The sequence below is a fragment of the Methylorubrum sp. POS3 genome, from assembly GCF_043352485.1.
GTDB classification, from domain to species: Bacteria; Pseudomonadota; Alphaproteobacteria; order Rhizobiales; family Beijerinckiaceae; genus Methylobacterium; species Methylobacterium suomiense.
In genome coordinates, this window is record NZ_JAPRBT010000001.1 from 265142 (window position 1) to 286343 (window position 21202).

Annotated in this window: 21 protein-coding genes; 12 read left to right on the forward strand and 9 right to left on the reverse strand. The window is 69.2% G+C overall.

The genetic code is table 11. The features are described from left to right. Nucleotides 1–231: 231 nt before the first annotated feature. Nucleotides 232–1101, forward strand: a complete 870-nt coding sequence (locus tag OWC43_RS01275; RefSeq protein ID WP_393955408.1) for a Kdo hydroxylase family protein — start codon at nucleotides 232–234, stop codon at nucleotides 1099–1101. Between the two features lie 56 nt (nucleotides 1102–1157). Here the strand turns inward: OWC43_RS01275 and OWC43_RS01280 are convergent, their stop codons facing one another. Next, nucleotides 1158–2267, reverse strand: a complete 1110-nt coding sequence (locus OWC43_RS01280; RefSeq protein WP_393955409.1) for an AI-2E family transporter — start codon at nucleotides 2265–2267, stop codon at nucleotides 1158–1160. Nucleotides 2268–2357: 90 nt separating this feature from the next. Next, complete coding sequence (locus tag OWC43_RS01285) at nucleotides 2358–3473, reverse strand: diguanylate cyclase (RefSeq protein WP_393955410.1); 1116 nt, start codon at nucleotides 3471–3473, stop codon at nucleotides 2358–2360. Nucleotides 3474–3895: 422 nt separating this feature from the next. Between OWC43_RS01285 and OWC43_RS01290 the strand changes: the two genes are divergently transcribed. Continuing rightward, complete coding sequence (locus tag OWC43_RS01290) at nucleotides 3896–4375, forward strand: hypothetical protein (RefSeq protein WP_393955411.1); 480 nt, start codon at nucleotides 3896–3898, stop codon at nucleotides 4373–4375. Nucleotides 4376–4400: 25 nt separating this feature from the next. Here OWC43_RS01290 and OWC43_RS01295 read toward each other — a convergent pair whose 3' ends face one another. Further along, nucleotides 4401–4658, reverse strand: a complete 258-nt coding sequence (locus tag OWC43_RS01295) for a hypothetical protein (RefSeq protein ID WP_393955412.1) — start codon at nucleotides 4656–4658, stop codon at nucleotides 4401–4403. A gap of 341 nt (nucleotides 4659–4999) precedes the next feature. Between OWC43_RS01295 and OWC43_RS01300 the strand changes: the two genes are divergently transcribed. The 6 genes from OWC43_RS01300 to OWC43_RS01325 all read left to right on the forward strand — a co-directional run bounded on the left by OWC43_RS01300 (nucleotide 5000) and on the right by OWC43_RS01325 (nucleotide 9402). Next, nucleotides 5000–5296: an acyl carrier protein gene (locus OWC43_RS01300; RefSeq protein ID WP_110351127.1), complete on the forward strand. Its 297-nt coding sequence runs from the start codon at nucleotides 5000–5002 to the stop codon at nucleotides 5294–5296. Nucleotides 5297–5312: 16 nt separating this feature from the next. Beyond that, nucleotides 5313–5795, forward strand: coding sequence for a 3-hydroxyacyl-ACP dehydratase FabZ family protein (locus OWC43_RS01305; protein WP_393955413.1), 483 nt, complete (start codon nucleotides 5313–5315; stop codon nucleotides 5793–5795). Continuing rightward, nucleotides 5785–6915, forward strand: a complete 1131-nt coding sequence (locus OWC43_RS01310; RefSeq protein ID WP_393955414.1) for a beta-ketoacyl-ACP synthase — start codon at nucleotides 5785–5787, stop codon at nucleotides 6913–6915. Before OWC43_RS01305 ends, OWC43_RS01310 begins: the two co-directional genes overlap by 11 nt. Nucleotides 6916–7037: 122 nt before the next feature. Further along, nucleotides 7038–8324 (forward strand): beta-ketoacyl-ACP synthase, encoded by a 1287-nt coding sequence (locus tag OWC43_RS01315; protein ID WP_393955415.1) that lies wholly within the window; start codon nucleotides 7038–7040, stop codon nucleotides 8322–8324. Then, entirely contained in the window at nucleotides 8321–9085 is a 765-nt protein-coding gene (locus tag OWC43_RS01320) for an SDR family NAD(P)-dependent oxidoreductase (protein WP_393955416.1), read from the forward strand. Before OWC43_RS01315 ends, OWC43_RS01320 begins: the two co-directional genes overlap by 4 nt. 29 nt (nucleotides 9086–9114) lie before the next feature. Beyond that, nucleotides 9115–9402, forward strand: coding sequence for an SH3 domain-containing protein (locus tag OWC43_RS01325; RefSeq protein WP_137829639.1), 288 nt, complete (start codon nucleotides 9115–9117; stop codon nucleotides 9400–9402). On the opposite strand, the gene OWC43_RS01330 is transcribed toward OWC43_RS01325, so the two are convergent. After that, entirely contained in the window at nucleotides 9389–12313 is a 2925-nt protein-coding gene (locus OWC43_RS01330) for a GAF domain-containing protein (protein ID WP_393955417.1), read from the reverse strand. The genes OWC43_RS01325 and OWC43_RS01330 overlap by 14 nt on opposite strands. A gap of 444 nt (nucleotides 12314–12757) precedes the next feature. Between OWC43_RS01330 and OWC43_RS01335 the strand changes: the two genes are divergently transcribed. Beyond that, complete coding sequence (locus OWC43_RS01335; RefSeq protein WP_393955418.1) at nucleotides 12758–13780, forward strand: zinc-binding dehydrogenase; 1023 nt, start codon at nucleotides 12758–12760, stop codon at nucleotides 13778–13780. Between the two features lie 11 nt (nucleotides 13781–13791). Here the strand turns inward: OWC43_RS01335 and OWC43_RS01340 are convergent, their stop codons facing one another. From OWC43_RS01340 to OWC43_RS01355, 4 genes are all read right to left on the reverse strand, one after another. Further along, the gene (locus OWC43_RS01340) at nucleotides 13792–14679 is read right to left on the reverse strand and encodes a LysR family transcriptional regulator (RefSeq protein WP_393955419.1); all 888 of its coding nucleotides are present in this window, start codon (nucleotides 14677–14679) and stop codon (nucleotides 13792–13794) included. A 310-nt stretch (nucleotides 14680–14989) separates the two neighbouring features. After that, nucleotides 14990–15430, reverse strand: a complete 441-nt coding sequence (locus OWC43_RS01345) for a cupin domain-containing protein (protein WP_137829636.1) — start codon at nucleotides 15428–15430, stop codon at nucleotides 14990–14992. A 94-nt stretch (nucleotides 15431–15524) separates the two neighbouring features. After that, nucleotides 15525–16454: a hypothetical protein gene (locus tag OWC43_RS01350; RefSeq protein ID WP_393955420.1), complete on the reverse strand. Its 930-nt coding sequence runs from the start codon at nucleotides 16452–16454 to the stop codon at nucleotides 15525–15527. Continuing rightward, complete coding sequence (locus OWC43_RS01355) at nucleotides 16451–16759, reverse strand: hypothetical protein (RefSeq protein WP_393955421.1); 309 nt, start codon at nucleotides 16757–16759, stop codon at nucleotides 16451–16453. Before OWC43_RS01355 ends, OWC43_RS01350 begins: the two co-directional genes overlap by 4 nt. Before the next feature lie 177 nt (nucleotides 16760–16936). Here OWC43_RS01355 and OWC43_RS01360 point away from each other — a divergent pair, with 177 nt between their 5' ends. Further along, a complete protein-coding gene (locus OWC43_RS01360) occupies nucleotides 16937–19873 on the forward strand; it encodes a phosphoenolpyruvate carboxylase (protein WP_393955422.1) in 2937 nt (978 codons plus the stop codon). Nucleotides 19874–20121: 248 nt separating this feature from the next. On the opposite strand, the gene OWC43_RS01365 is transcribed toward OWC43_RS01360, so the two are convergent. Continuing rightward, nucleotides 20122–20367, reverse strand: a complete 246-nt coding sequence (locus OWC43_RS01365; RefSeq protein WP_137829633.1) for a hypothetical protein — start codon at nucleotides 20365–20367, stop codon at nucleotides 20122–20124. Nucleotides 20368–20595: 228 nt separating this feature from the next. On the opposite strand from OWC43_RS01365, the gene OWC43_RS01370 reads away from it, so the two are divergent. Together OWC43_RS01370 and OWC43_RS01375 are read left to right on the forward strand one after the other, a co-directional pair. Beyond that, nucleotides 20596–20790 carry a hypothetical protein gene (locus tag OWC43_RS01370; protein ID WP_137829632.1) on the forward strand — a complete coding sequence of 65 codons (195 nt, stop codon included), beginning with the start codon at nucleotides 20596–20598 and terminating at the stop codon, nucleotides 20788–20790. Nucleotides 20791–20800: 10 nt separating this feature from the next. Further along, nucleotides 20801–21157: a hypothetical protein gene (locus OWC43_RS01375; protein ID WP_393955423.1), complete on the forward strand. Its 357-nt coding sequence runs from the start codon at nucleotides 20801–20803 to the stop codon at nucleotides 21155–21157. The last annotated feature ends 45 nt before the right edge of the window (nucleotides 21158–21202 follow it).

Genomic DNA, 21202 nt, shown 5'->3' on the forward strand with positions numbered 1-21202 from the left:
CGCCGCGCTCGTGCCCGAAGTTGCCCGAGAGGTGACGCGCGCCCGAGGCGTGTGGCAAGGGGTAAAAGGCGAACGCCGGCATCTGTCCACCGCCGAAGGCCGCCCTTTCGCGCTTCGGCCCCCGAGCGTGCCTGGGCTGCGGCAACCGTCGCGATCCGTCCGCGCTTGGCACGCGCCGACGGGCTCGGCTAAACCGCTTGCGCCAGTGGATCGCGCGAGAGCCTTTTCGACATGATCAGCCCCATTCTCCCGGTCTCCCGCAGCGAGGCGAATCCGGGGGCGTCCGGCCTCGTCGAGGCGCTGGAGAGCGGCTCGGTGCTGGTCTTCCGCGATCTCGATTTTCCCCTCGACGCCTTCGAGCGCCGCTTCGTCGAGCGGCCCTTCGCCGACGGCAAGGCCAAGAACGTCTCGATCCGGGGTGAGAGCGCCGCGCTGAAGGGGGGCGCCGGAAGCGACGAGGAGCAGGCCCGGCTTCGCGCCTTGCTGGTGCGCTACCGTCACTTCGCCCAGGACCTGATCGACACCTATCTCCCGGCCTATACCGGCAAGGTGACGCTCGCCGGCACCTCGTACCGGCCGTTCGATGTCGACAAGCGCAAGCTGAGCTGGCGGCGTGACGACACCCGCATGCATGTCGATGCCTTCCCCTCGAACCCGATCGGCGAGCGGCGCATCCTGCGCATCTTCCGCAACATCAACGCCGAGGGGCAGACACGCCACTGGCGGGTCGGCGAGGCGTTCGGCGATATGGCGGAGAAGTTCCTGCCCAAGCTTCCGGGTTATTCCGGTCTATCGGCCAGCCTGCTCGCGGCGCTCAAGATCACGAAGGCCAAGCGGTCGGAATACGACCACCTGATGCTGCACCTGCACGACGCCCTGAAGCGCGACCTCGATTACCAGGCACGCGCGCCGCAGGCCGACGTGCATTTCCATCCCGGCGAGACCTGGGTGACCTTTTCGGATTTGGTGATGCACGGCGCCATGGGCGGCCGCTACATGCTGGAGCAGACCGGCTACCTCGCGGTCGCCGACCAAGCCGACCCGGAAAAGGCGCCGCAGCGGATCCTGGCAAAGAAGCTCGGCCGGCCGCTCAAGCACTGAGCGCTTCGTGTCCCCCATCCCACCACTTCAAGATGAGCGGATGGGTGGAGAAGCCCTCAGGCCTGCTCAGCTGGCGTCGCCGTCCCCGTGAAATCCCGCCAGAGCAGGATCAGCGCGGCCATCACCGCCGGGCCGACGAACAGGCCGACGAGGCCGAAGGTCTCGACGCCCCCGAGAATGCCCAGCAGCACCCAGAGGAACGGCAGGCGGGTCGTGCCGCCGATCAGCGCCGGCCGCACGAAGTGGTCGGCCACGAAGGTCACGACGAAGCCGGACACCACCACGATGGCCGCGGGCGCCACGGCGCCCTTGGCCACCAACAGGACCGCCGCGAGACCGAAGGCGAGGGGAGCGCCGAACGGGATCATCGCGGCGACCGCCGTGAGTGCTCCGAACAGCACCGGATGCGGCACCCCCGCGAAGTAATAGACGATCCCGAGCAATACGCCTTCGCCGAGGCCGACCAGCACGAGTCCGTCGACGGTGCCGTGCACCGAGGCCGCCATCTGCCGGGCGACCCGCTCCCCGTGCGGGCCGAACAGGCGCCGGCTGGCGGTGAGCGCCTGCGTTACCAGCGTTCGGCCGTCACGGAACAGGAAGAACAGGGCGAGCAGGCAGAAGCCGACGAGGACGACGCGATGGACGACGCCCTTGCCGAGGGTGCGACCGAGATCGCGATTGGAGGCGGTGTTGAGCCGCTCGCTCAATTCGTGGGCCCAGCCGGCATGGGCGAGATGCGCGTTCCACCAATCGGTCACCGCCTGCGCGCCGTAGGGGAGATGGGCGATGAAATCCGGCGCCGGGATGCCGTTTCGCTCCGCCTCGCGGGCATAGGCCAGGAGGTCGTGCGCCTCGCGAAGGGCCTCGATCGCCAGGATCACCACCGGCAGCAGCAGGGCCAGGGCCACGAGGCCGGTGAAGAGCCCCGGCCATAGCAGATTGTGCCGCCCCGGCGGCGAGAACCGGAGCGCCTTCTCGTAGAGAGGCCATAGGGCGACGGCGAGCACGACGGCCCAAACCAGCGCCCGCAGGAAGTCTTCGAGGATGTAGAGGCCGAGCCCTAGAAGGCCGATGGCCAAGGCAGCCCGGAAGAAGGCCTGAATCCGATCGCCCTCGCGATCGGTCGCGGTGAAGGGCCGCGGCCCGGTTTCGGTCTTGGGGGGCATCCGCCGCCTCGCTCCGTTCGTCGCCGCGACGGCGGCGCGGGGCAAGTATGGCGGTCGGGCGCGCGGACCAGTCCCGGTGCGGCGGCGCGTTCAGGCGGCGCGGTCGCGGCCCTGCGCCTTGGCCTGATAGAGCTTCGCATCGGCCCGCTCGATCGCCCGCGCGAGATCCGGGTCGCCGGGCTCCCGCGTGGCGATGCCGAGGCTGACGGTGCAGGGGGGCAGATCCGGCCGGCTCTGGACGGCGCGGCGCAGGGCGTGGCGGATCTCGTCAGCGAGCCATGACGCCTCGGCGAGGCTCCGACCCGGCAGAACCGCGACGAATTCATCGCCGCCGAGACGGACGATCTCGGCATCGATGACGGGGAGCACGGCGCGGGCGGTCTCGACCAGCGCGATCAGGACCCGATCGCCCGCGCCGTGTCCGTGCTGATCGTTGATCGCTTTGAAGTGATCGATATCGAGCACGATCACCGCCGTTTCTGGCCCCAGCAGGCGAGGGGGCAAGGCCGCGAGGCCGGCCCGATTCCAGACCCCCGTCAGCGGATCGCGCAGGGCCGCTTCGCGCAGCTGCATCTGCGCCCGCTCGCCCGGCATGGCGATGAGACCGAGATTGAGCACCGCGAGCAGCAGCTGGTCGGCCAGCATCGGGATCAGCGCGGCCATGTTCACGCCCGCGGCCCCGAAGGCCTCCGCCGCGATCGCCGCGAGGAAGGCCGGAACGTAGCCGAGGAGGGCGGCTCCGGCGATGCGCCGTCCCGGCCCCCTGACTCTCGCCGAGCCGAAGACGAGAAGGCCCCCCGTGAGCGCCATCGTCGCCATGCTGCCGAGCGTGCCGCCGATCCGCGCGGCGGCGCTGTCCGCACCGACGAGATGAGCGGGAAGACCATATCCGAGCCCGGCCGCCGCGACCGGCAGGAGGAGCCAAGCGGGAAAGGGCGGCCGCCCGTCGAAACGGCGCACCCCCGTCAGCACACTGAGCGTGCTGGCCGACAGCAGCGCGTAGAGAATGCCGTCTTGAACCGGCGTATGGGCCGAGATCGTGAAGCTGAAGATGACCAAGGTGTAGAGGAGCGAGCCCCCGGCCCAGTGCAGGTAGTGGCGCTCGTCCCGACGACCGAGCCACAGGCCGGCGAACACGCCGAAAAAGGCGAGGCTCGCCAGCATGCTGCACCAGCGTAGGGTCTGGATGTCCGGTAGATCGGGCATGAATCTGGATGCGGAGACTTTCGACGACAGCCGACGGCACGGCTGATCCTGACCTTATGGGCGAAATGTAAAGAGCCCGAGCGACGGGGCATCGCCGAGTCTTGCGGTTTCGGCGATGACACGGAGAAACCGAGCGCCGGACTGCCCAAAGCAACCCTTTGGGGCACGGCGTCGCCAGAGCGATTTGCCAGCATGGGGGGCACGACGCTGTGAGATTGCGTGTGGGCCGTCGGCACGGTTCGCTGGCGTTGAACCCTCCGATGAATGCACGCCGATCCACCTTCACCCTTCACTGAGATAGGCAAAAAGGAACAGAGTACGAACGAGTCCTTGACCGCGTCGGCGCGCGGGGCCATTGTTCATGGAACGTTCCAGACCCGATTCGCCCCGGACTCGCGGTGGCGCCCAGGCAGGAGGTTCCCATGCTCGAGATCGGCTTCGACGACGACGCGCTCGACCGGGTGGCGGACGCGGTGCGTCCGGTGACGACGCGACCGAGTGTCGATCCGGACTGGCGCTTGCGGGAAGACGGGCTGGAGCATCGGGGCACCGGTTATCTCATCGCCCGCGAGGAAATGGACTACCGCCGGAGTGATGGGCTGTGGACCTGGCCGATGCAGCTGGCCGAGAAGGCGTGGTGCGCCCCCACGGGCTTCCGGCGCTCGTTCCTCGCGGCGCTCGACCATTACGGCATCGCTCCCGATGCGGATTTGGCTCGTTCCTTCGCCGTCGGTTTCGGTCTGCACGATCCCGGCCAGCGCAAGAACGACGGCTTCGTGGCGCTCGGCGAGCTGGTTCGGGCGCGCAACCCGGAGCGTAAGCGCGCGGCGGCAGGCGGGCCCCGTCGGACCGGGCGTGAACGCCCCCGCACCGAGCCGCGCATCCTGGCCCACGCGAACTGATCCGAGGATCGATCCGCGCGGTCGTTCAGAGCGACGGTTCGGTCTCGAGTCCCCAATGATGCCGCGCGATGTTCGAACCATTGCGCAGGATCGCGAGGGCGATCCGCTTGTCGCCCCCCTCGAAGGTCTTCGGATCGGCCCTGCAAAGTATGCAGAACACCGCCTGCTGCAGGATGGCCATGAAGGCGTCGGTCGTTGGTGGCGGGATGTCGATCCCCGCTTGCCGGATGCGCACTTGCGCCGTCGCGGCGGCCTCGTCCAGGGCGGCGAACACCCTTCGCATCATCGCGTCCTCGACCTCGGCACGTATCTGTCCGTATCGTCGCTGAGCTGCGGTCGGTATCGGGCACGCGCGGGTCATGATTGGCAACGCCTCCGCGGATCACCGTTCTCTCGGACGGTCGCGCCGCGTTGCGGCGGGCCGTGACTCGACGACCGAACGGGTGATGTCGCGTCGAGGTTGCCCGGTCTCCGTCGCTTCGTGTAAGGGGTCGCGATCTTTTCAAGAGCGTCATCGGGAACCGGCGGCGACACGTCAGCCGCAGGTCGGGTCAAGCCATCGGGGGCGGGCCGCGCGAAGAACCGGCGACGCCGGATACGAGAACGAGAAAGCGGCCAGCCTCCATGTCGAACGAGACCGCCACCTTCGACCGCGTCGCGGACATCATCGCCGAGACGGCGGATATCCCGCGCGACAAGATCACCCCCGAGAGCCATGCCATCGATGATCTCGGCATCGATTCGCTGGCCTTCCTCGACATCGCCTTCGCGGTCGACAAGGCGTTCGGCATCAAGCTGCCGCTCGAGCGTTGGACCCAGGAGGTCAACGAGGGCAAGGTCCCGGCCGAGCAGTACTTCGTCCTGAAGAACCTCTGCGCCCGCATCGACGGTCTGGTCGCCGAGAAGGCCGCCAAGGCCTGAGAACGGACATCCCGCGATGCGGCTCGAATATTTCGAGATGATCGATTCCGTGGTGCGGCTCGACCGTGCTGCGGGACGCATCGAGGCGCGGGCGCTCGTGCCCGATGCGAGTCCGGTCTTCGAGGGGCACTTCCCTGGCCACCCGCTGGTTCCCGGCGTGCTCCTCACCGAGACGATGGCGCAGGCATCCGGCTACCTCGTGCTTGCCCATCTCGATTTCGCGCAGATGCCGTTCCTGATGGCCGTCGACAAGGCGCGGTTCCGCTCCTTCGTCGGCCCCGGAGCCGCCCTCGACATCGAGGCGAGCCTGGAACATGACGGGTCCGGCTATGCCGTGACGAAGGCCGCCATCCGCCACGAGGGCAAGGCGCTCTGCGACGCGGAACTGCGCTTCCGCACGATGCCGTTTCCCGCCGGGCTCGACGCGCCGATGCGCGAGCGCGCCCGCCGAATCGGCCTCCTCGACGGACTTGCGGACGGATCTGCGCATGAGTCGTGACGTCGTCGTGACGGGGATCGGCCTCGTCTCCTGCGCGGGTGAGGGGATCGAGGCGCATCTCGCGGCCTTCGCCTCGCAGGAGGCGCCGCGCACGGACGCCGACAGCTTCGCCCCCTATCCGGTTCACCCGGTCGCCCCGCTCACCCTCGACGCCCAAATCCCGAAGAAATCGGATCAACGGCAGATGGAGCCGTGGCAGCGGCTCGGCGTCTACGCCGCGGGGCTCGCCCTCGACTCGGCGGGGGTGAAGAACGATCCCGCCTTCAAGGCCGCTCTGCAACTCGTCGTCGCGGCGGGCGGCGGCGAGCGCGACTACGCCGTCGACGGGGCGATCCTGTCCGGTCTGCGCAATGCCGCCGATCCCGGCGCCTTCCTCAACGAGCGGCTGCTGAACGACCTGCGGCCGACCCTCTTCCTGGCGCAGCTCTCGAACCTGCTCGCAGGCAATATCAGCATCGTCCACGGTGTGACCGGGGCCTCGCGCACCTTCATGGGCGAGGAATCCTGCGGGGTGGATGCCCTGCGGATCGCTCATGCCCGCGTCGCCTCGGGGCAGATCGACACCATCATGGTCGGCTCGTCCTACAATGCCGAGCGGCCCGACGTGATGGTCGTCCACGAGATGGGTGGCTTTCTCGACAAGCCCGTCTATCGCCCGGTCTTCGAGCGCCGCGAGGAGAATGGCGGCTTCGTACTCGGAAGCGCGGCGGCCTTCCTCGTGCTGGAAACGGGCGAGCACGCGAACGCCCGCGGCGCGCGTGCCCTGGCCCGGCTGATGCCGGTCGCCAACGACCGGATGGCGCGCAAACCGGGCAGCGTCTTGGCGAGCCTGACCCGGTTGATCGGTGAAGCCGGTATCGGGCAGCCGGACGTGGTGTTGTCCGGAGCCACCGGATTGGCCGATCTCGCGGCGGAGGAGCTTGCGGGCATCCGGGCGGCGCTGCCCGGCGCCGGCATCCGCGCCACCGGCGACATCGTCGGCCACCCGATGGAGGTCACGGCGCCGTTCGGGGCCGCACTCGGGGCCGCCCTTTGTGCGGCGGGCTCAGCCAGGGAAGTTGCCGTCACCTCGGTCGGCCATCGCCGGGGCGAGGGCGTGATCCGCGTGCTGGCCGCCTGATCCGTCCCGAACGGGGCGCCCCGCCCGCCACCGTGTCCGCCTCAGCTTCGGCGGTGCCGCCGTCGCGCGTCGCGCTGCTCGTGGGGGATGCGGATCCGGCAAAAAGGTGATTGAAGGCTCGGATGCCAGACACGCGCTCCTCGTCCACCCACGACACCCAAGGCCGACCGCTCGTCGCCGTGACCGGCCTCGGGATCGTGACTTCCCTCGGGCAGGGCGTCGCCGAGAATTGGAACGCGCTCACCGCCGGGCGCTCCGGCATCCGCGCCATCCGGCGCTTTCCCACCGAGGGCCTGCGCACCCGCATCGCCGGCACGGTCGATTTTCTCGATACCGATCCGCTGGTTGCCCCGCTCCTGTCGGAGCGCTTCGCCACGGTGGCGGCGGACGAGGCGGTGGCGCAGGCGGGCATCGGCAGCACCTTCCCCGGGGCGCTGTTCGTGGCGGTGCCCCCGGTCGAGATGGAATGGCCGCAGCGTGAGGCCCTGGCCGAAGCGGCGGGCTCGAATGACGGCGAGATCACCTATTCGGATCTCCAGCGATCGGCGGCGAGCCGCCGGTTCGACGCTTGGCACGACCTGTTCATCTTCGGCACCGTGGCGGATCGGCTGGCCGACCGCTTCGGCACGCGGGGCTCGCCGATCTCGCTCTCGACCGCCTGCTCGTCGGGCGCCACCGCGATCCAGCTCGGCGTGGAGGCGATCCGCCGGGGCGAGATGGAGGCAGCCCTCTGCATCGGCACCGACGGATCGGTGAATCCGGAATCGCTGATCCGCTTCTCCCTGCTCTCGGCGCTGTCGACGCAGAACGATCCGCCCGAGGGAGCCTCCAAGCCGTTCTCGAAGAACCGCGACGGTTTCGTCATGGGCGAGGGCGCCGCCGCCATCGTGCTGGAGAGCGCGGCGTCCGCTCGTGCGCGCGGCGCGGCCATCCTCGGCTACGTGCTGGGCTGCGGCGAGAAGGGCGACGGCTTCCACCGCACCCGTTCCAGTCCCGACGGCGCGCCGGTGATCGCGGCGATGCGCGCGGCGCTCGCCGATGCCGGTCTCACCCCGGAAGCGATCGACCACGTCAACGCGCACGGCACCTCGACGCCGGAGAACGACAAGATGGAGGCGCTCGGCTGCTCGGCGGTGTTCGGCGACCGGGTCGGGCAGCTGCCGATCTCCTCGAACAAGTCCATGATCGGCCACACCCTCACGGCCGCCGGAGCGATCGAGGCGGTGATCTCGCTGCTGACGATCCGCAACGGTCGGATCCCGCCCACCATCAATTACGCGATCCCCGATCCGGCCCTGCTGCTCGACGTGGTCGATCGCACCCGCGACATGCGGATCTCGCGGGTGCTGTCCAATTCATTCGGCTTCGGCGGGCAGAACACCTGCCTCGTTCTGGGGGACGAACCGTGAGCGCACAGGCCGCGAAACCCGTCCTCGTCGTCGGTGGCGCCTCCGGACTCGGCGCGGCCATCGTGCGCGCCCTCGCCCTGGCCGGCCATGACGTCACCTTCACCTACCGCTCGTCGGCGGCGAAGGCCGAGGCGTTGGCGGCAGAGTTGGCACAGGCCCATCCCGAGCGGACCTTCGCCGCCCGCCCCCTCGACCTGTCCGACCGGGCGGCCATCGAGCGCTTCTGCGAGGAGGCGGAGGGCGAGAGCTTCTACGGCTACGTCCACAATGCCGGCCAATCGGCGGACGCGCTGGCGGCCATGCTCGACCGGGACCGGGCCGAAGACGCGATGCAGGTCAATTTCTGGTCGCTGACCCGGATCGCGAAGGCGCTGGTGCGCGGCATGATCCGCGCGCGGACGGGGCGCATCGTCGCCATCGGTTCGGTCGCTGCGCTCCAGGCAAATGCGGGCAACGCCGCCTATGCCGCCACCAAGGGCGCGCTGATCGCCTATTGCCGCACGCTCGCCATCGAGTCGGCCAAGCGCGGCGTGACGGTCAACGTGATCGCGCCGGGCTTCATCGATACGGAGATGCTGGCCGCCTATGCGAGCCATCGCGCCGGGATCGAGCGTCAGATCCCGCTCGGGCGCTTCGCCGCACCCGACGAGGTCGCCGCGCTTGCGGCCTTCCTGATGGGGGAGGGGGGCACCTACATCACCGGGGCGGTGCTGCCCGTCGATGGCGGACTGACCGCGATGATGGGCATCCATCGCACCTGAGCATCCTCTCGATCGCCATCCCGACCCCGATGTTGCTCGCTCCGCGGCCGATCCTGACTGCCCTCATCCTCCTTGCCGCGATGGGACCGGCCGGGGCCGCCGAGCCGTTCCGCGTCGAGGGATTGCCGCGGGATGATGGGCTGACGATCCGCGAGACGCCGGATGCGAGCGCGCCGGCCCTCGGCCAGATCCCGGTCGGGCGCCGGGTGCTCGGCTTCGGCTGCACCACCGACACGCCGAGCGGATTGACGTGGTGCCGGGTCAAGTTCGGCCGAACCGTCGGCTGGGCTCGCCGACGCTATCTCACGCCGGATTGAGCGGCTGCTCCCCGAGCTGCCGGGCGAGGCTGCCGACGATCCGACGCAGTTCCACCGGCTTCTCCAAGCGCGGCACGTCAGCGAATTCCGGCGGGATCGCCTCCGCTTCGTAGCCCGTGACGAAGACGAACGGGATGCCACGCTCGGTCAGTGCCCGGGCCAGACCGAACGCGGCTTGGCGGCCGAGATTGATGTTCATCACGGCGCCGGTCGGCCGGTTTCGGTCGAGACTTCGCAACGCCGTCGCCTCGTCGGAATACGGGCCGAGCACCGTGGCGCCGACGCGATTGAGGGCGCGGGCCGTGTCATTGGCGAGATAGAACTCGTTCTCGACCACAAGGATGCGGTGACCGTCGAGGGCGGCCTGTCCGGTCATGTCGAGGCTGCCCCCGTTCACGCTCGTGGGCGGAGGCGCGTGCGTCTCGAGGATGCTGGCCCCGTTCGTGAGCGGGAACTCGAGCTGGCAGCAGGCCCCCTCCGGCGTCAGTTCGATCCTCCCGTTGCCGCAGAGCTCGTAGGGGATCAGTCCCTCGATCAGTTCGGTGCCGAAGCCGCGTCGCTGCCCCTGGCCCTGGGCCGGCTCGATCGACGCGCGACCGCCGGTCTCGGTCCACAACAGGCTCAACCAGGGAATGTCCTTGCGCTCAATGCGTTGCCAGCGCACCGTGACGCGACCGCCGCTGCTCGAGAGCGCCCCGTATTTCAGCGCGTTGGTGGTCAGCTCGTGAATCGCCAGGGTCAGCACCTCGGCGGCCTTGGGCGCCAGCTCGATCTCCAGTCCGGCGAGATCGTACTGATCGTCGTGCTCGGCCCGTGCCGCGAGTTCGTCGCGCAGGATCGTGGAGATCGCGATGCCGGCCTGCGGTGCGCGGGTCAGGCGGCTCTGAACACGGGCGAGCGTCACGAGGCGCCCGCTGACGAGAGCGGCATAATCGGAGACGCTCTCGGCCCGCTCCGCCGACCGCACCACGATCGAGCGGATCAGCGCCATGATGTTGCGGACCCGGTGCTGCAACTCCGCCAGCAGCACCCGTTGGTGGTGCTCGGCCTGATGGATGTCGGTGACGTCGGTGGTGATGCCGCCGATGCGCCGTACCCGGCCATCCTCGTCCACGATGGGGAAGGTGTGCGTGCGGAGCCAGCGGAAGGCGCCGTCCGACGGGCGCAGGATGCGGAATTCGTAGACCGCCGTCTCGCCATTGCGCACGCGTTCAAGGCGGGCGAAGGCCGCCGGGCGATCCTCGGGCACGAGATGGGTGGCCCAAACCCGGGCATCGCCGAGGGACGCGTCCGGGTCGATCCCCCAAACCCTCTGCACGGCGGGGCTCGCGAATTCGCCCTCGAAGGTCTCGGCGTTGAGGATCCACAGAAAGTCGAAGGAGGCCTGCGCGAATTGCCGGAAGCGCTGCTCACTTTCCCGTAGGCGCGTTTCGGCGCGCTTGCTCAGGAGCGCGTGCCCGATGGCGGGCGCGAGGGCTTCGGCCGCCTCCCGGTCCTCGGGCCGGTATCCTCCCGAGCGGCCGGCGAGGGCGACGACGCCGATCACCGCACCGTCCTGCTTGATCGGAAGGAGAAGGACGGATCCGGGCGATTGATAGGGGTTGCTCGGCGCCAAGTTGTGACAGGATGCCGGCTCATAGAGGCTTCGGACGGCGCCTTCGAGCGCGGCCGCAGAATGACGCTTGCCGCTGTCTTCGCAGCTCCTGAAGATGGCGAGCGTGTCGAGCCGACCGGTCCGGGGGTTGGTCGCGCCCATGAAGCCGACGGGGCTGGCAACCAGCTCGGCGGCGACCTTCAGCGCGATATCCGCCAGTTCCGATTCGGAGGCCGCGCCGAGGGTCACGTCGAAGATGTGGTTGATCGCGTTGAGAAGTGCGTTGTTGCGCCTGAGTCGTTCCTCGGCCCGGTGCCGCTCGGCGATATCGACCGACAGACTCACGAAGCGGTCCATACCGAGCGGCTGACCGGCACGGCTGGCGCCCCGATACTGGCCGTCCGTACGGCGCAATCGTACCTCTTGCAGGAAGAGACGATGCCGATCGTTCTCTTGCGCCAGGGTTTCGGCCCGAGCCCGTTCGATCGCGGTCCAGATCCGCTCTCCCGTCTCGCTGACGAGGGCGACATCCGCCTCGCTCCAGGCAAAGGCCTCGCCACGCACGACGCAGAGGGCGCCGACCAACTCGCCCCGGCTCATGAGCGGGACGGCGATCCAGGCGACGACGCCGTCCGCCGCAAGCGTCGTGCGCTCCGGCTCCGGGACCAGATCGGTGGTCCGCATATCGGCGACGACGATCGGCTGTCCCTTCCGGTAGAGCGGGACGAACCAATGCAGCACCGCGAGCGAGTAGGAACCGACGAAGGAGCGCACGCCGCCGCGCGTGTAATCCTGCTCGATGACGGCGACGCCCTCCGCCGGATGCAGGACGACATGATAGGCATGGTCCGTTCGCAGCTGTTCGCCGAGCTGCCGGCAGGCTTCGCGCTGGATCGCGACCGGATCGGACAGGGCGCGCAAGCCGTCGGAGAGACGTAGCAGGTAGGCCTGTTGAATCTCGCGCTCCTGCAGGGCGCGCTTCGCCAGAACGGCTTCCGTGGTCTCGAAGGAGGCCAAATAGAAGCCGATCGGAGTGCCGCCCCCATCGTAGAGAGGCGTCCAGCTCGATGTCAGCCACGCGAAGGGCCGGTCGGCCCGTTGCGGAAGCTCCCTGTACTGGTCGCTGCCGAGGCGAACCTTCCCGGCCAGCACCGCGGCGGTGATCTCGCTCGTCTCGCGGTCTGCCCAGATCTCGCGGAACGGGCGGCCGAGCAGCGCCGCCGCGTCGCCGCCGATGAGGTCGGCGAAGGCATCGTTGAAGAGGGTGGTCTGGTCGGCGCCCCAGCCTATCGCGGCGGGTCCGGGTGCACCGAGCATGAGATCGACGATGGACCTGAAGTTAAGCGGCCAGTGCTCGATCGGTCCAAACGTCGTAGTGGTCCAGTCAAGCGCTCGGATGCGCCGGGCCATCGGGCTCGGGACGCTCGGCCACTCTGCCATGATCCTTTCATTGCCTCCGGGGAGCATGCCTGTCGAAGACAGCGATTGCTTAGAACTATCGTTGAGGTTGTTTTGTAGACTCTAGATTAGATCAGTAATTGAGCTGACCCACCGTAGGTAACATCTGTTGTTCATGTTCACATTTTGACTGGCGACTCAAGTCAAGCTTTCCATCGAGCGCTCCTCTCGTTCGAAGGCTGCAAATGCGACGGCCGGATTGAGCCGGGGCCGATTTCGACCGATAAGCCGTCCGGCCTCGGCCCACCGATCGCGGGCGCCGAGAACCCGGCCCAGAATCCGACGGCAGATGAGACTTTCCTGATGCGAGCCCTTCAGCTGTTCGGCGACCGCGACCTGCGCGTCACCGAGGTCGAGCCGCCGACCGCGCCGGGTCCCGGCGAAGTGCAGATCCGCATCCGCGCGGTCGGGCTCAACTTCATCGACGTCTGGGGGTTTCGCGGCATGGCCTTCGCCAAGCGCAAGCTGCCGCTGACGGTAGGGGCCGAGGCGGCGGGCGAGATCTCAGCCCTCGGCGAGGGCGTCGAAGGCTTCGCCGTCGGTGATCCGGTCGTCCCCTACGGTGCCATGACCTGCGGGCAGTGCCGGGCCTGCCGCGAGGGGCGCGACAACCTCTGCGAGGACGTTTCCGGCGTCATGGGCTTCCATCTCGACGGGTTCAGCCGGGAGCTGGTCAACATGCCGGCCCGCCTCGTCGTGAAAGTGCCTGCGAATGTCGATGCGGTGCAGGCGGCCTGCGCCGGCATCGCTTTCGGCACGGTCCAGCACATGCTGTTCGACAATGCGAAGCTGGAGCCCGGCGAGTCGATCCTGGTTCATGCCGGCGGGTCGGGCATCGGCACCGCGGCGATCAAGATGGCCAAGGCCATCGGCTGCACGGTCTACACGACCGTCGGCGACGACCGAAAGGGCGAGAAGGCCCGCGAACTGGGCGCCGACCACGTGATCAACTATCGCGAGGAGCGCTTCGAGGGCGAGGTACGGCGACTGACCAAGCGCAAGGGCGTGGACGTGGTGTTCGAGCATGTCGGCGCCGAGACATGGAACGGCTCGCTGCTCTGCCTCAAGCGCGGGGGGCGGCTCGTCACCTGCGGATCGACCTCCGGCGTCTCGACGCAGATGAACCTGATGCAGCTGTTCCAGCAGCAATATCGCATCACCGGCTCGTTCGGCTGCCGCATCGCCAATATGCGCGAGAGCCTCGACAAGATGGCGGGGGGGCTCACACCGGTGGTCGATACGGTGTTGCCGCTCGCCGATTTTGCCAAGGGTCTCGAGCGCCTCGAATCCCGCCAGGTCTTCGGCAAGATCATCGTGACGATCTGAGCAAGCCTGTCTCAGGCGAAGAGGCGTTCGCCGTTGCCGGAGATCTCACGGACGCAGGCCGCCACGTGACCTGCCAGGGCCTTCGCGGCCGGCCCGGCCCCGTCGCGCACGCGCATCAGCACGTCGTAGCCGCCGAGCGGGGGCAGGGTCGTCACTCGGCGGAAGGGCCGGCGCGCGACGTTCGCCGGCAGCGGGGCGACCGCCAGATCGGCCTCGACCGCCGCGATCTGTCCCTGGCAATGCTCGCTCGAATAGGCGACGCGGTAGGGGATGCCTGCCTGGTCGAGGGCATTCAGGGCCGCAGCCCGCCACGCGCAGCCGCTGTGGCAGAGCGCCAGCGGCAGCGGGCGTCGAGTCTCGGCCAACCCGCCATCGAGGCCGATCCAGACGAGGTCCTCCGCCTGGACGACGCTGGCGTCGCGGTTCGCGCCGGCGTTGCCGGTATAGAGGACGAGGTCCAGGGCACCGTCCGTGCAGGCGTCGGCCAAGGCGCGGCTCGCGTCGAGCCGGACATCGACCTGAACATGCGGATGCGTCACGGAAAACCGGCGCAGCATCGCCGGTAGGGCGAACAGACCTGAATCGTTGGGCGCCCCGAAGCGGATGCGCCCCTCCATCGGCGGCGCATCGAAGAAGGCCACCACTTCGTCGTTCACCGCCAGCAGGCGTCGGCCGAGGCCCAGCAGCACTTCGCCATCCGCCGTCGGCACGATCGTCCGGGGGCGCCGCAGGAACAGGGCGCGACCCAAGCGCTCCTCCAGCCGCTTGACCTGCAGGCTGACGGCCGAGGGCGTGCGCCCGATCCGGTCGGCGGCGCGCGAGAAATTGCCCGTCTCGCAGATCGTCACGAAGGTGCGCACGAGATCGAGATCGAGATTGGCGGGGTTGAGGGGGCCCATGTCGCGATCATCCTCCGCGTTCGTATGAGCATCCCTCATCGATTGCATAAATTCAATTCGTTCGACTCAACGTAAAGATCCAGCGATCCTCCGCTCCTGAGAAGGAGACGGCGATGGCTCACAGGTTCGAGGCGGTGATGCGCTCCATCGGAGCCCTGGTTCGGTCACGGATGTGGGGATCGGCGACCAGAACGGGCGCGCGATACCCCCAGGCCCGTCTGTCGGACCTCGACGACCGGCTTCTCGATGATCTCGGGTTGACGCGCTCCGGCGAGCCCCTGCCGAGAGAGCCGTCGCGAAGCCGGGCGCCTCAGCGGCGCGGGGTCGGGCGCCAATCCGGCGGGGCCATCTCGAAGCCGGCGAAGTCGAAGCCGGGGGAGACGGTGCAGCTGACGAGCGTCCAGGCGCCGAGGCTGGTCGCCGTCTGCCAGTGACCGGCCGGAACGACGATCTGCGGGCGCTGTCCGCGCAGAAGGTCCGGGCCGAGATGGTGGGCCGATGCGTCGTGGCCGTTCGGGCTCAGGGTGATCACCAGGGGCGCACCCGCGTGCCAGAGCCAGATTTCGGCGGCGTCGACGCGATGCCAAGCCGAGGTCTCGCCGACGCCGAGCAGGTAATAGATGGCGGTGCCGACCGAGCGTCCGTCGACCTCGCGGGGATCGCGGAACGTCTCACGATAGTAGCCGCCCTCGGGATGGGGGCTCAGCCCGAGGGTGTCGATCACCTGGGTGGCGGTGAGGCTGTCGCTCATGACGTCTCCTGGCGGGCGATACGGATCGGTCGGCCCGGTCCTTCACCGGTGGGCTGCCGGACGCGATCGGCGTCGGTGAGGCGGATGACCGGCCTCAGGGGATCGCCCCCTGCGGCATGGGAACCGCCGGCCGCGGGGCAGAGCCTGCGGGTCGTGGCTCGGCCCGTTGCGCCGGCCTGTCGCGCTCTCGGGTGGTGCCTTTGGCGGCCTCCTTGCCGGCTTCCGCCCCGAACCCCGCGGCATCGGCCGGGGGGGCGGTCCGGCGCGGCTTCGGCGCGGCCAGGGTTCGCGCCGCGGGGGCGGTGCCGCAGGCGCGGAAGCGGAACTCCGCGAGGATATCCCCGGAATCCGCCAATACCGGCACGGTATCGGGCAGGGCGTTGAGGGATGCGTCCCACCGGATCGTGCCTCCGATCGTCCCCTCCAACACGGCAGGTCCGGCGCCGCGGCGCAGGGACAGGACATCCGGACCGTAGAGCGTGGCGACCTTGCCCCCGATCACGACCTGAAGCACCCGGGTCACGTCGGGCGTGAGCGGGCGTAAGGGGTTGTCGACGGTGATCGAGCCGGTGCGCGTCACCCACAATTCGATGCTGGCGGGATCGGCGGTCGCCTGACCGGGTTTCGCCGCCGCCTTGGGGAGACCTTCGAACCGCACCGCCTCGCCGGGCTCGCAAACGATGGACGGCGCGGCGGCCAAGGTCGGCACGGGCGCGGCGGGCGTGGCCGGGACCGATGCCACGTCGGGCGGGTCGGCCGGAGCGTCCCGATGCCGCCCGGTCTCGGGAGCGGGCGCCTGGGGGGGCGTCTCGGCGGATTTGGCGGCTTTATCATCCGCCGGTTTCTCGGCCGGCTTGGCCGGTCGTTTGGGACGCGGCTTCGGCTTGGGCTTGCGCGGCGCCTCCGGTGCGGCCTCGGCGGGCGCCTCAGAGGGTGGCGCGACATCCTGGGCCGAGGCCGGGACCACCAAGACCGCTCCGAGCATCGCGCAGAGGAGCGTGAGCAGAGTGAGAAACGGCCTCATCCGATCTGCCTCCGCCTCCCGGCGGCGTTCGGTTCGGGGGGATCGCTCCGATCCGCGATCAAGGTGCGACGGTCATCGAGAATCGTCTCGTCGAGAGCCTGGACATCGAGGATGACCGCCTCGCGATCGATCGGGCTCGCGCGTGGGGGGGTCAGCTTGCGCACCGTCCCCGCCTCGTCGTCCGCCCAAGCCTCCTCCTGCGGCAGCCGCAGCGGCGCGCGGCGCTCTGCTCGGAAGAGACCCACCATCAGGACACACACGATCAGCGTGACCGCGACCGCGGCGAGGATCACGAAGTTTTCCATACAGGGCCGACCCTAGACCGGATCAAGCGCCCATGCACGCCCTCCGGCGCCGTGACAGACTCATCCCCGGCAAGAGGTTCGAAAACACGGAACGGTCCTTGCGTCGCCGGAGGAAACGGTGAGAACCGGCTGCGCGGAGCCGAAAGGGTCGCCGGCCGCTCACATCAGGGATGCTCGATGCCGCTCGAAGACCACCGCTCGGACAATGTCGCGCCCGTCGCCCGCTCGCAGGGGGGCGCGGACACGCCGCCCGCCCTCCCAGGCAACGACCTCGAGCGCGACCTCCTCGACCTCGTGGCCCGCAGCCGTGAGCAGGCGAGCGAGGATCCGTTCCGCAATCCGGTCCTGGCGGTGACGCTGGCGATCACCCGCCGCCTCGATCGCGAGGAGATCGGCGAGAGCGATCTCGACGCGCTGCTCGCCACCCTCCGGCGCCGGGCGCTGACGGAGCGGACCGCGCGTCTGCGCGACTATGTCGGCCTCGACGGTGACGAGGCCGCCACGCTCGCCGACCTCGCCGGGCGCCTCGTCGCGGCGATCCCGCGCGGCGCCTCGGATTTCGAGGCGTTCCGGGAGCGGGTCGGTCGCACCGGCTTCGCCGTCGTGTTCACCGCGCATCCGACCTTCGGCATGCCCCGTGCGGTGGCCGAGATGATCGCCCGTGCCGCCTCGCTTCCCGAGGAAGCCGGCCGCACCCCGATTCTCGGCGAGGCCGCCGCCCGCTCCAGCCGACCCGATCCCGGGATCAGCCTCGATGACGAGTTCGAGCAGGCCTGCGTTGCCGCCAATAACGGCCGCGCGGCGATCGACGCCTTCAACGGCGCCCTAATCGATGCCGCCCGCGAGCGCTGGCCGGATCGCTGGACCGAGCTGGTGCCCAAACCCCTCGCCATCGCCAGCTGGGTCGGCTGCGACACCGACGGTCGGACCGATATCGGGTGGTGGGACACGCTGCGCTACCGCCTGATCTCGAAGCGGATGCAGTTCGATCGCATCCTGCGCGACTTGCCCGACATGCCCGCCACCCGCGTGGTGCGCGAGCTGGTCCAGGGCGCCCGCGCCGCGGTCGAGCGCCAACTCGCGGGCGCGCCGCTCCTGGGCACCAAGCCCTCCCTCGAGACCGTGCACCGCTTCGCGCTGGCCCTCATCATCGAGCGCGAGCGCGCCCAGACCGATGCCGGGCCCCTGCTCGCGGGTCTTGCCGCCGCCATCGGGTCCGCGACCACCGACGCGGATCGGCGCGCCATCGCCGTGCTGCGGTCGGGCGTTGCCGCCCACGGCCTTTCGAACGCCCTGCCGCATTTCCGGCTCAACGCCAGCCAGATCCACAACGCCGTGCGGCGCGTGATCGATCTCGAAGGCGAGCCCACCGACGCCGCCCAGCGCCGCTCACACCTCGCGGCGATCAACACCCTGCTCAACGACGTGCGCGCGGTCCCGGTCGATTTCGGGGCGCTCGCCGCCGAACGGGCTTCGGCCGCGCGGCTGATGATGACGATCACGCAGATCCTCAAGCATGTCGACGGCACCCACCCGGTCCGCTTCCTCATCGCCGAGACCGAGACCGGCTACACCCTCCTCGCCGCCCTCTGGCTCGCACGCCATTACGGCATCTCGGACAAGGTCGAGATCACGCCGCTGTTCGAGACGGCGAGCGCCCTGGAACAAGGCATCCGCGTCCTCGACGACGCCCTGCGCAATCCGCACTGGCGCGCCCATCTCAAGCGGCTCGGGCGCCTCTCGGTGCAATTCGGCTACTCGGATTCCGGTCGTTACGTCGGTCAGCTCGCCGCGACGTTCTGGATCGAGCGGCTCCGGCTGCGCATCACCGAACTGATGACCCAGAACGGGCTCACCGAGATCGAACTCGTCATCTTCGACACCCACGGCGAGTCGATCGGGCGCGGCGCGCATCCGACCTCTCTGCGCGACCGCCTCGCCTATCTCGCGCCGGAGGATTCCCGGCGGCGCGACGCCGAGGCCGGCATCAAGGTGAGGCTCGAATCGAGCTTCCAGGGGTCCGACGGCTACCTGATGTTCGGCTCGCCCCAGCTCGCGAATGCCTCCGTCGCCCGCATCGCCGAGCACCTCTTCTCCGACACGCTGGCGGAGGACGATGCCTTTTCGGACTACGCGCTGAGCGACGGCAAGGCGGCCAATCCGGCGGCGGATCCGATCTACGAGGAAAGCGACTTCGCCGCCGAATTCTTCCGCACCGTGCGCCAGGACATGGAGGCTCTGGTCGACGATCGCGGCTATGCGGCTTTGCTCGGCACCTTCGGACCCAGCCTCATCGACCGCACCGGCTCACGTCCCGTCGCCCGCCAGTCGGATTCGGGCGGTCCCGCCGCCATCACCCATCCGCGCCAGATGCGGGCGATCCCCAACAACGCGATCCTGCAGCAGCTCGGTTTCCTCGCGAACTCGCTGCACGGCGTCGGCCGGGCGGCACACCGGGCGCCGGAGACGTTCCGGCACATGCGCACCGGCTCGGTGCGCTTCTCCCGCGCCTTCGGCATGGCGCAGCACGCGGCGAGCGTCGGCGATCTCGACGTGCTGCGCGCCTATATCGATACCCTCGACCCGGCGGTCTGGCTGGAGCGGGCGCGGCGCACCCGCCGCGACGGGCGCCGTGAGGAACTGATGACGGTGGCCGCCGCCCTGGAACGCCTGAGCCTCGCGCCGGACCTGCGGCGGCTGTTCGGACGCCTGACCCGCGACTGGCTCCACCTGCAGGCGGCGGCGCCCGACCTCGCCACGATGTCGGCCCGCTTGACCCTGCTTCACGCGATCCGTCTCGCGCTGATCCATCGGATCTGGTTCCTCGCCGCCCATATCCCGGCCTTCCGGCCCCAGGCGGGCCTGACCCGCGAGATGCTGCTGGAGCGCTTCCTCCGCCTCGATATCGATGGATGCCTGAAGCTCCTCGACGAGATCTTCCCCGTCATCCCCGACCCGACGCTCGGCCTGAATTTCGGTGAGCCCCCGGGCCCGCGCGATGTCGGCACCTACGAGACCGAGCACGGCACCCTGTTCGGGCCGATCCGCCGGATGTTCGAGCGGGTGCGGGAGATCTCCGGCATCATCCAGCACGATGTCGGCGCATTCGGATAGAGCACGATGCGGAATTGGAAAATTCGTTTTTCCAAGATCATGTGCGACCACAAGGAGATCGAGCGCCCTGTCTCGGCGGAGCAGCGCGTCCGACTCATCTCCTCATCCTGAAATGCAGAGCGGCGCGAAGGCTCGAAGGACGGTCCCAGACGTCTCGGCGATCCATGGAGCCCTCCTTCGAGGCCGCTTCACGGCGCCTCAGGGGGAAGGGTGGAAGTCGGTTTCCACGTCCGACCCCCACTCCTTCCCTAATGCCGCATGATGCTCTCGATGCTGGCATCCGGCTCGACCTTGCCGGCAAAGCGCGACAGGCGCGATAGGCTCGGCTCGGCCAAGCCACCGGCATTGGCGTAGGTCGCGAGGGCGAAGCTGACGAGGAACTCGGCTTCCTCATGGGTCATCGCCCGTCCGCTCAACGTGCTCGCCGCGCCCCTCACGGCGAGGACCGCTTGGCGGAAGGCGGGGTCGTTCTTCAATTCGTCCAGGCGACTCATCGGGCGTCCTCGGGGCCGTATCTCGGGGTCCATGTCTCGTATCGGTCGGCATCCGCGCGCGCGGTGCGGGCGGGCGACGACATGAGCGAATGCTCCATGAACTCCTGCCGAACGCAATCGGTGCAACCGCGGCCCCCGGGCATCGTAACACTCGGTCTCACCTGTCGGCCCCTCGCCGAGCCGCCGGTGAGCGGTAGATGGTCCGAGCGAGACGCGGGAGATCGGATCATGGACACGAGTGAGGATACGCAGGCGCAGCGTGACCCGGCCTATGTCGAGGGTCGCGCCGCGGCCGAGCGTGGGGAAGGTGCCGATCGCAATCCCCATTCGGCCGGCTCATCGGAGTACCGCCACTGGGCGGATGGCCACGCCTCGGTGACCGCCCCCGATGCCGTCGCCGACGATCTCGCCGATTTCGCCTGAGGGCCCGGCCATGCGCGTGCTGGAGACCCCGGATGGGCGCTACATCGTCGTTCACGGGCGGCTTTGGCGCCGCCACCGTCCCGATCTGGAGCCGACGCGCCGCGACCGGCTGATCCGTGACCTCATGGATGCGCGCCGGGCCGTCCGCGCGGCCAAGCGGTCCGGTGAAGCCGCAGCGCTGCGGGAGGCACGCTCGGCGGTCGATGCCGCCAAGCACGGGCTGGGAGAGCGTGGTCCGGTCTGGTGGACGGACGGCACGCCGGATCTCAATCGCCGGATGATCGCCAACACACCCTATGCGGATTGGTATTCAGACCTGCCGGACGCCGCCAAGGCCGATCCCGATCGGAGGAAGGCGTCGGCTTAGCGATCTCCGGCTCAGCATTCGCGGCGGGGCGCCGTCATCCATGGG

Coding starts and splice junctions, on each gene's coding strand:
- OWC43_RS01295 (WP_393955412.1), bottom strand. CDS start 4,658: ATGCGAAGGGTGTTCGCCGCCCTGGACGAGGCCGCCGCGACGGCGCAA.
- OWC43_RS01365 (WP_137829633.1), bottom strand. CDS start 20,367: ATGAGTCGCCTGGACGAATTGAAGAACGACCCCGCCTTCCGCCAAGCG.
- OWC43_RS01370 (WP_137829632.1), top strand. CDS start 20,596: ATGGACACGAGTGAGGATACGCAGGCGCAGCGTGACCCGGCCTATGTC.
- OWC43_RS01290 (WP_393955411.1), top strand. CDS start 3,896: ATGCTCGAGATCGGCTTCGACGACGACGCGCTCGACCGGGTGGCGGAC.
- OWC43_RS01310 (WP_393955414.1), top strand. CDS start 5,785: ATGAGTCGTGACGTCGTCGTGACGGGGATCGGCCTCGTCTCCTGCGCG.
- OWC43_RS01325 (WP_137829639.1), top strand. CDS start 9,115: ATGTTGCTCGCTCCGCGGCCGATCCTGACTGCCCTCATCCTCCTTGCC.
- OWC43_RS01305 (WP_393955413.1), top strand. CDS start 5,313: ATGCGGCTCGAATATTTCGAGATGATCGATTCCGTGGTGCGGCTCGAC.
- OWC43_RS01350 (WP_393955420.1), bottom strand. CDS start 16,454: ATGAGGCCGTTTCTCACTCTGCTCACGCTCCTCTGCGCGATGCTCGGA.
- OWC43_RS01280 (WP_393955409.1), bottom strand. CDS start 2,267: ATGCCCCCCAAGACCGAAACCGGGCCGCGGCCCTTCACCGCGACCGAT.
- OWC43_RS01330 (WP_393955417.1), bottom strand. CDS start 12,313: ATGCTCGGTGCACCCGGACCCGCCGCGATAGGCTGGGGCGCCGACCAG.
- OWC43_RS01375 (WP_393955423.1), top strand. CDS start 20,801: ATGCGCGTGCTGGAGACCCCGGATGGGCGCTACATCGTCGTTCACGGG.
- OWC43_RS01275 (WP_393955408.1), top strand. CDS start 232: ATGATCAGCCCCATTCTCCCGGTCTCCCGCAGCGAGGCGAATCCGGGG.
- OWC43_RS01285 (WP_393955410.1), bottom strand. CDS start 3,473: ATGCCCGATCTACCGGACATCCAGACCCTACGCTGGTGCAGCATGCTG.
- OWC43_RS01335 (WP_393955418.1), top strand. CDS start 12,758: ATGCGAGCCCTTCAGCTGTTCGGCGACCGCGACCTGCGCGTCACCGAG.
- OWC43_RS01355 (WP_393955421.1), bottom strand. CDS start 16,759: ATGGAAAACTTCGTGATCCTCGCCGCGGTCGCGGTCACGCTGATCGTG.
- OWC43_RS01345 (WP_137829636.1), bottom strand. CDS start 15,430: ATGAGCGACAGCCTCACCGCCACCCAGGTGATCGACACCCTCGGGCTG.
- OWC43_RS01315 (WP_393955415.1), top strand. CDS start 7,038: ATGCCAGACACGCGCTCCTCGTCCACCCACGACACCCAAGGCCGACCG.
- OWC43_RS01360 (WP_393955422.1), top strand. CDS start 16,937: ATGCCGCTCGAAGACCACCGCTCGGACAATGTCGCGCCCGTCGCCCGC.
- OWC43_RS01340 (WP_393955419.1), bottom strand. CDS start 14,679: ATGGGCCCCCTCAACCCCGCCAATCTCGATCTCGATCTCGTGCGCACC.
- OWC43_RS01300 (WP_110351127.1), top strand. CDS start 5,000: ATGTCGAACGAGACCGCCACCTTCGACCGCGTCGCGGACATCATCGCC.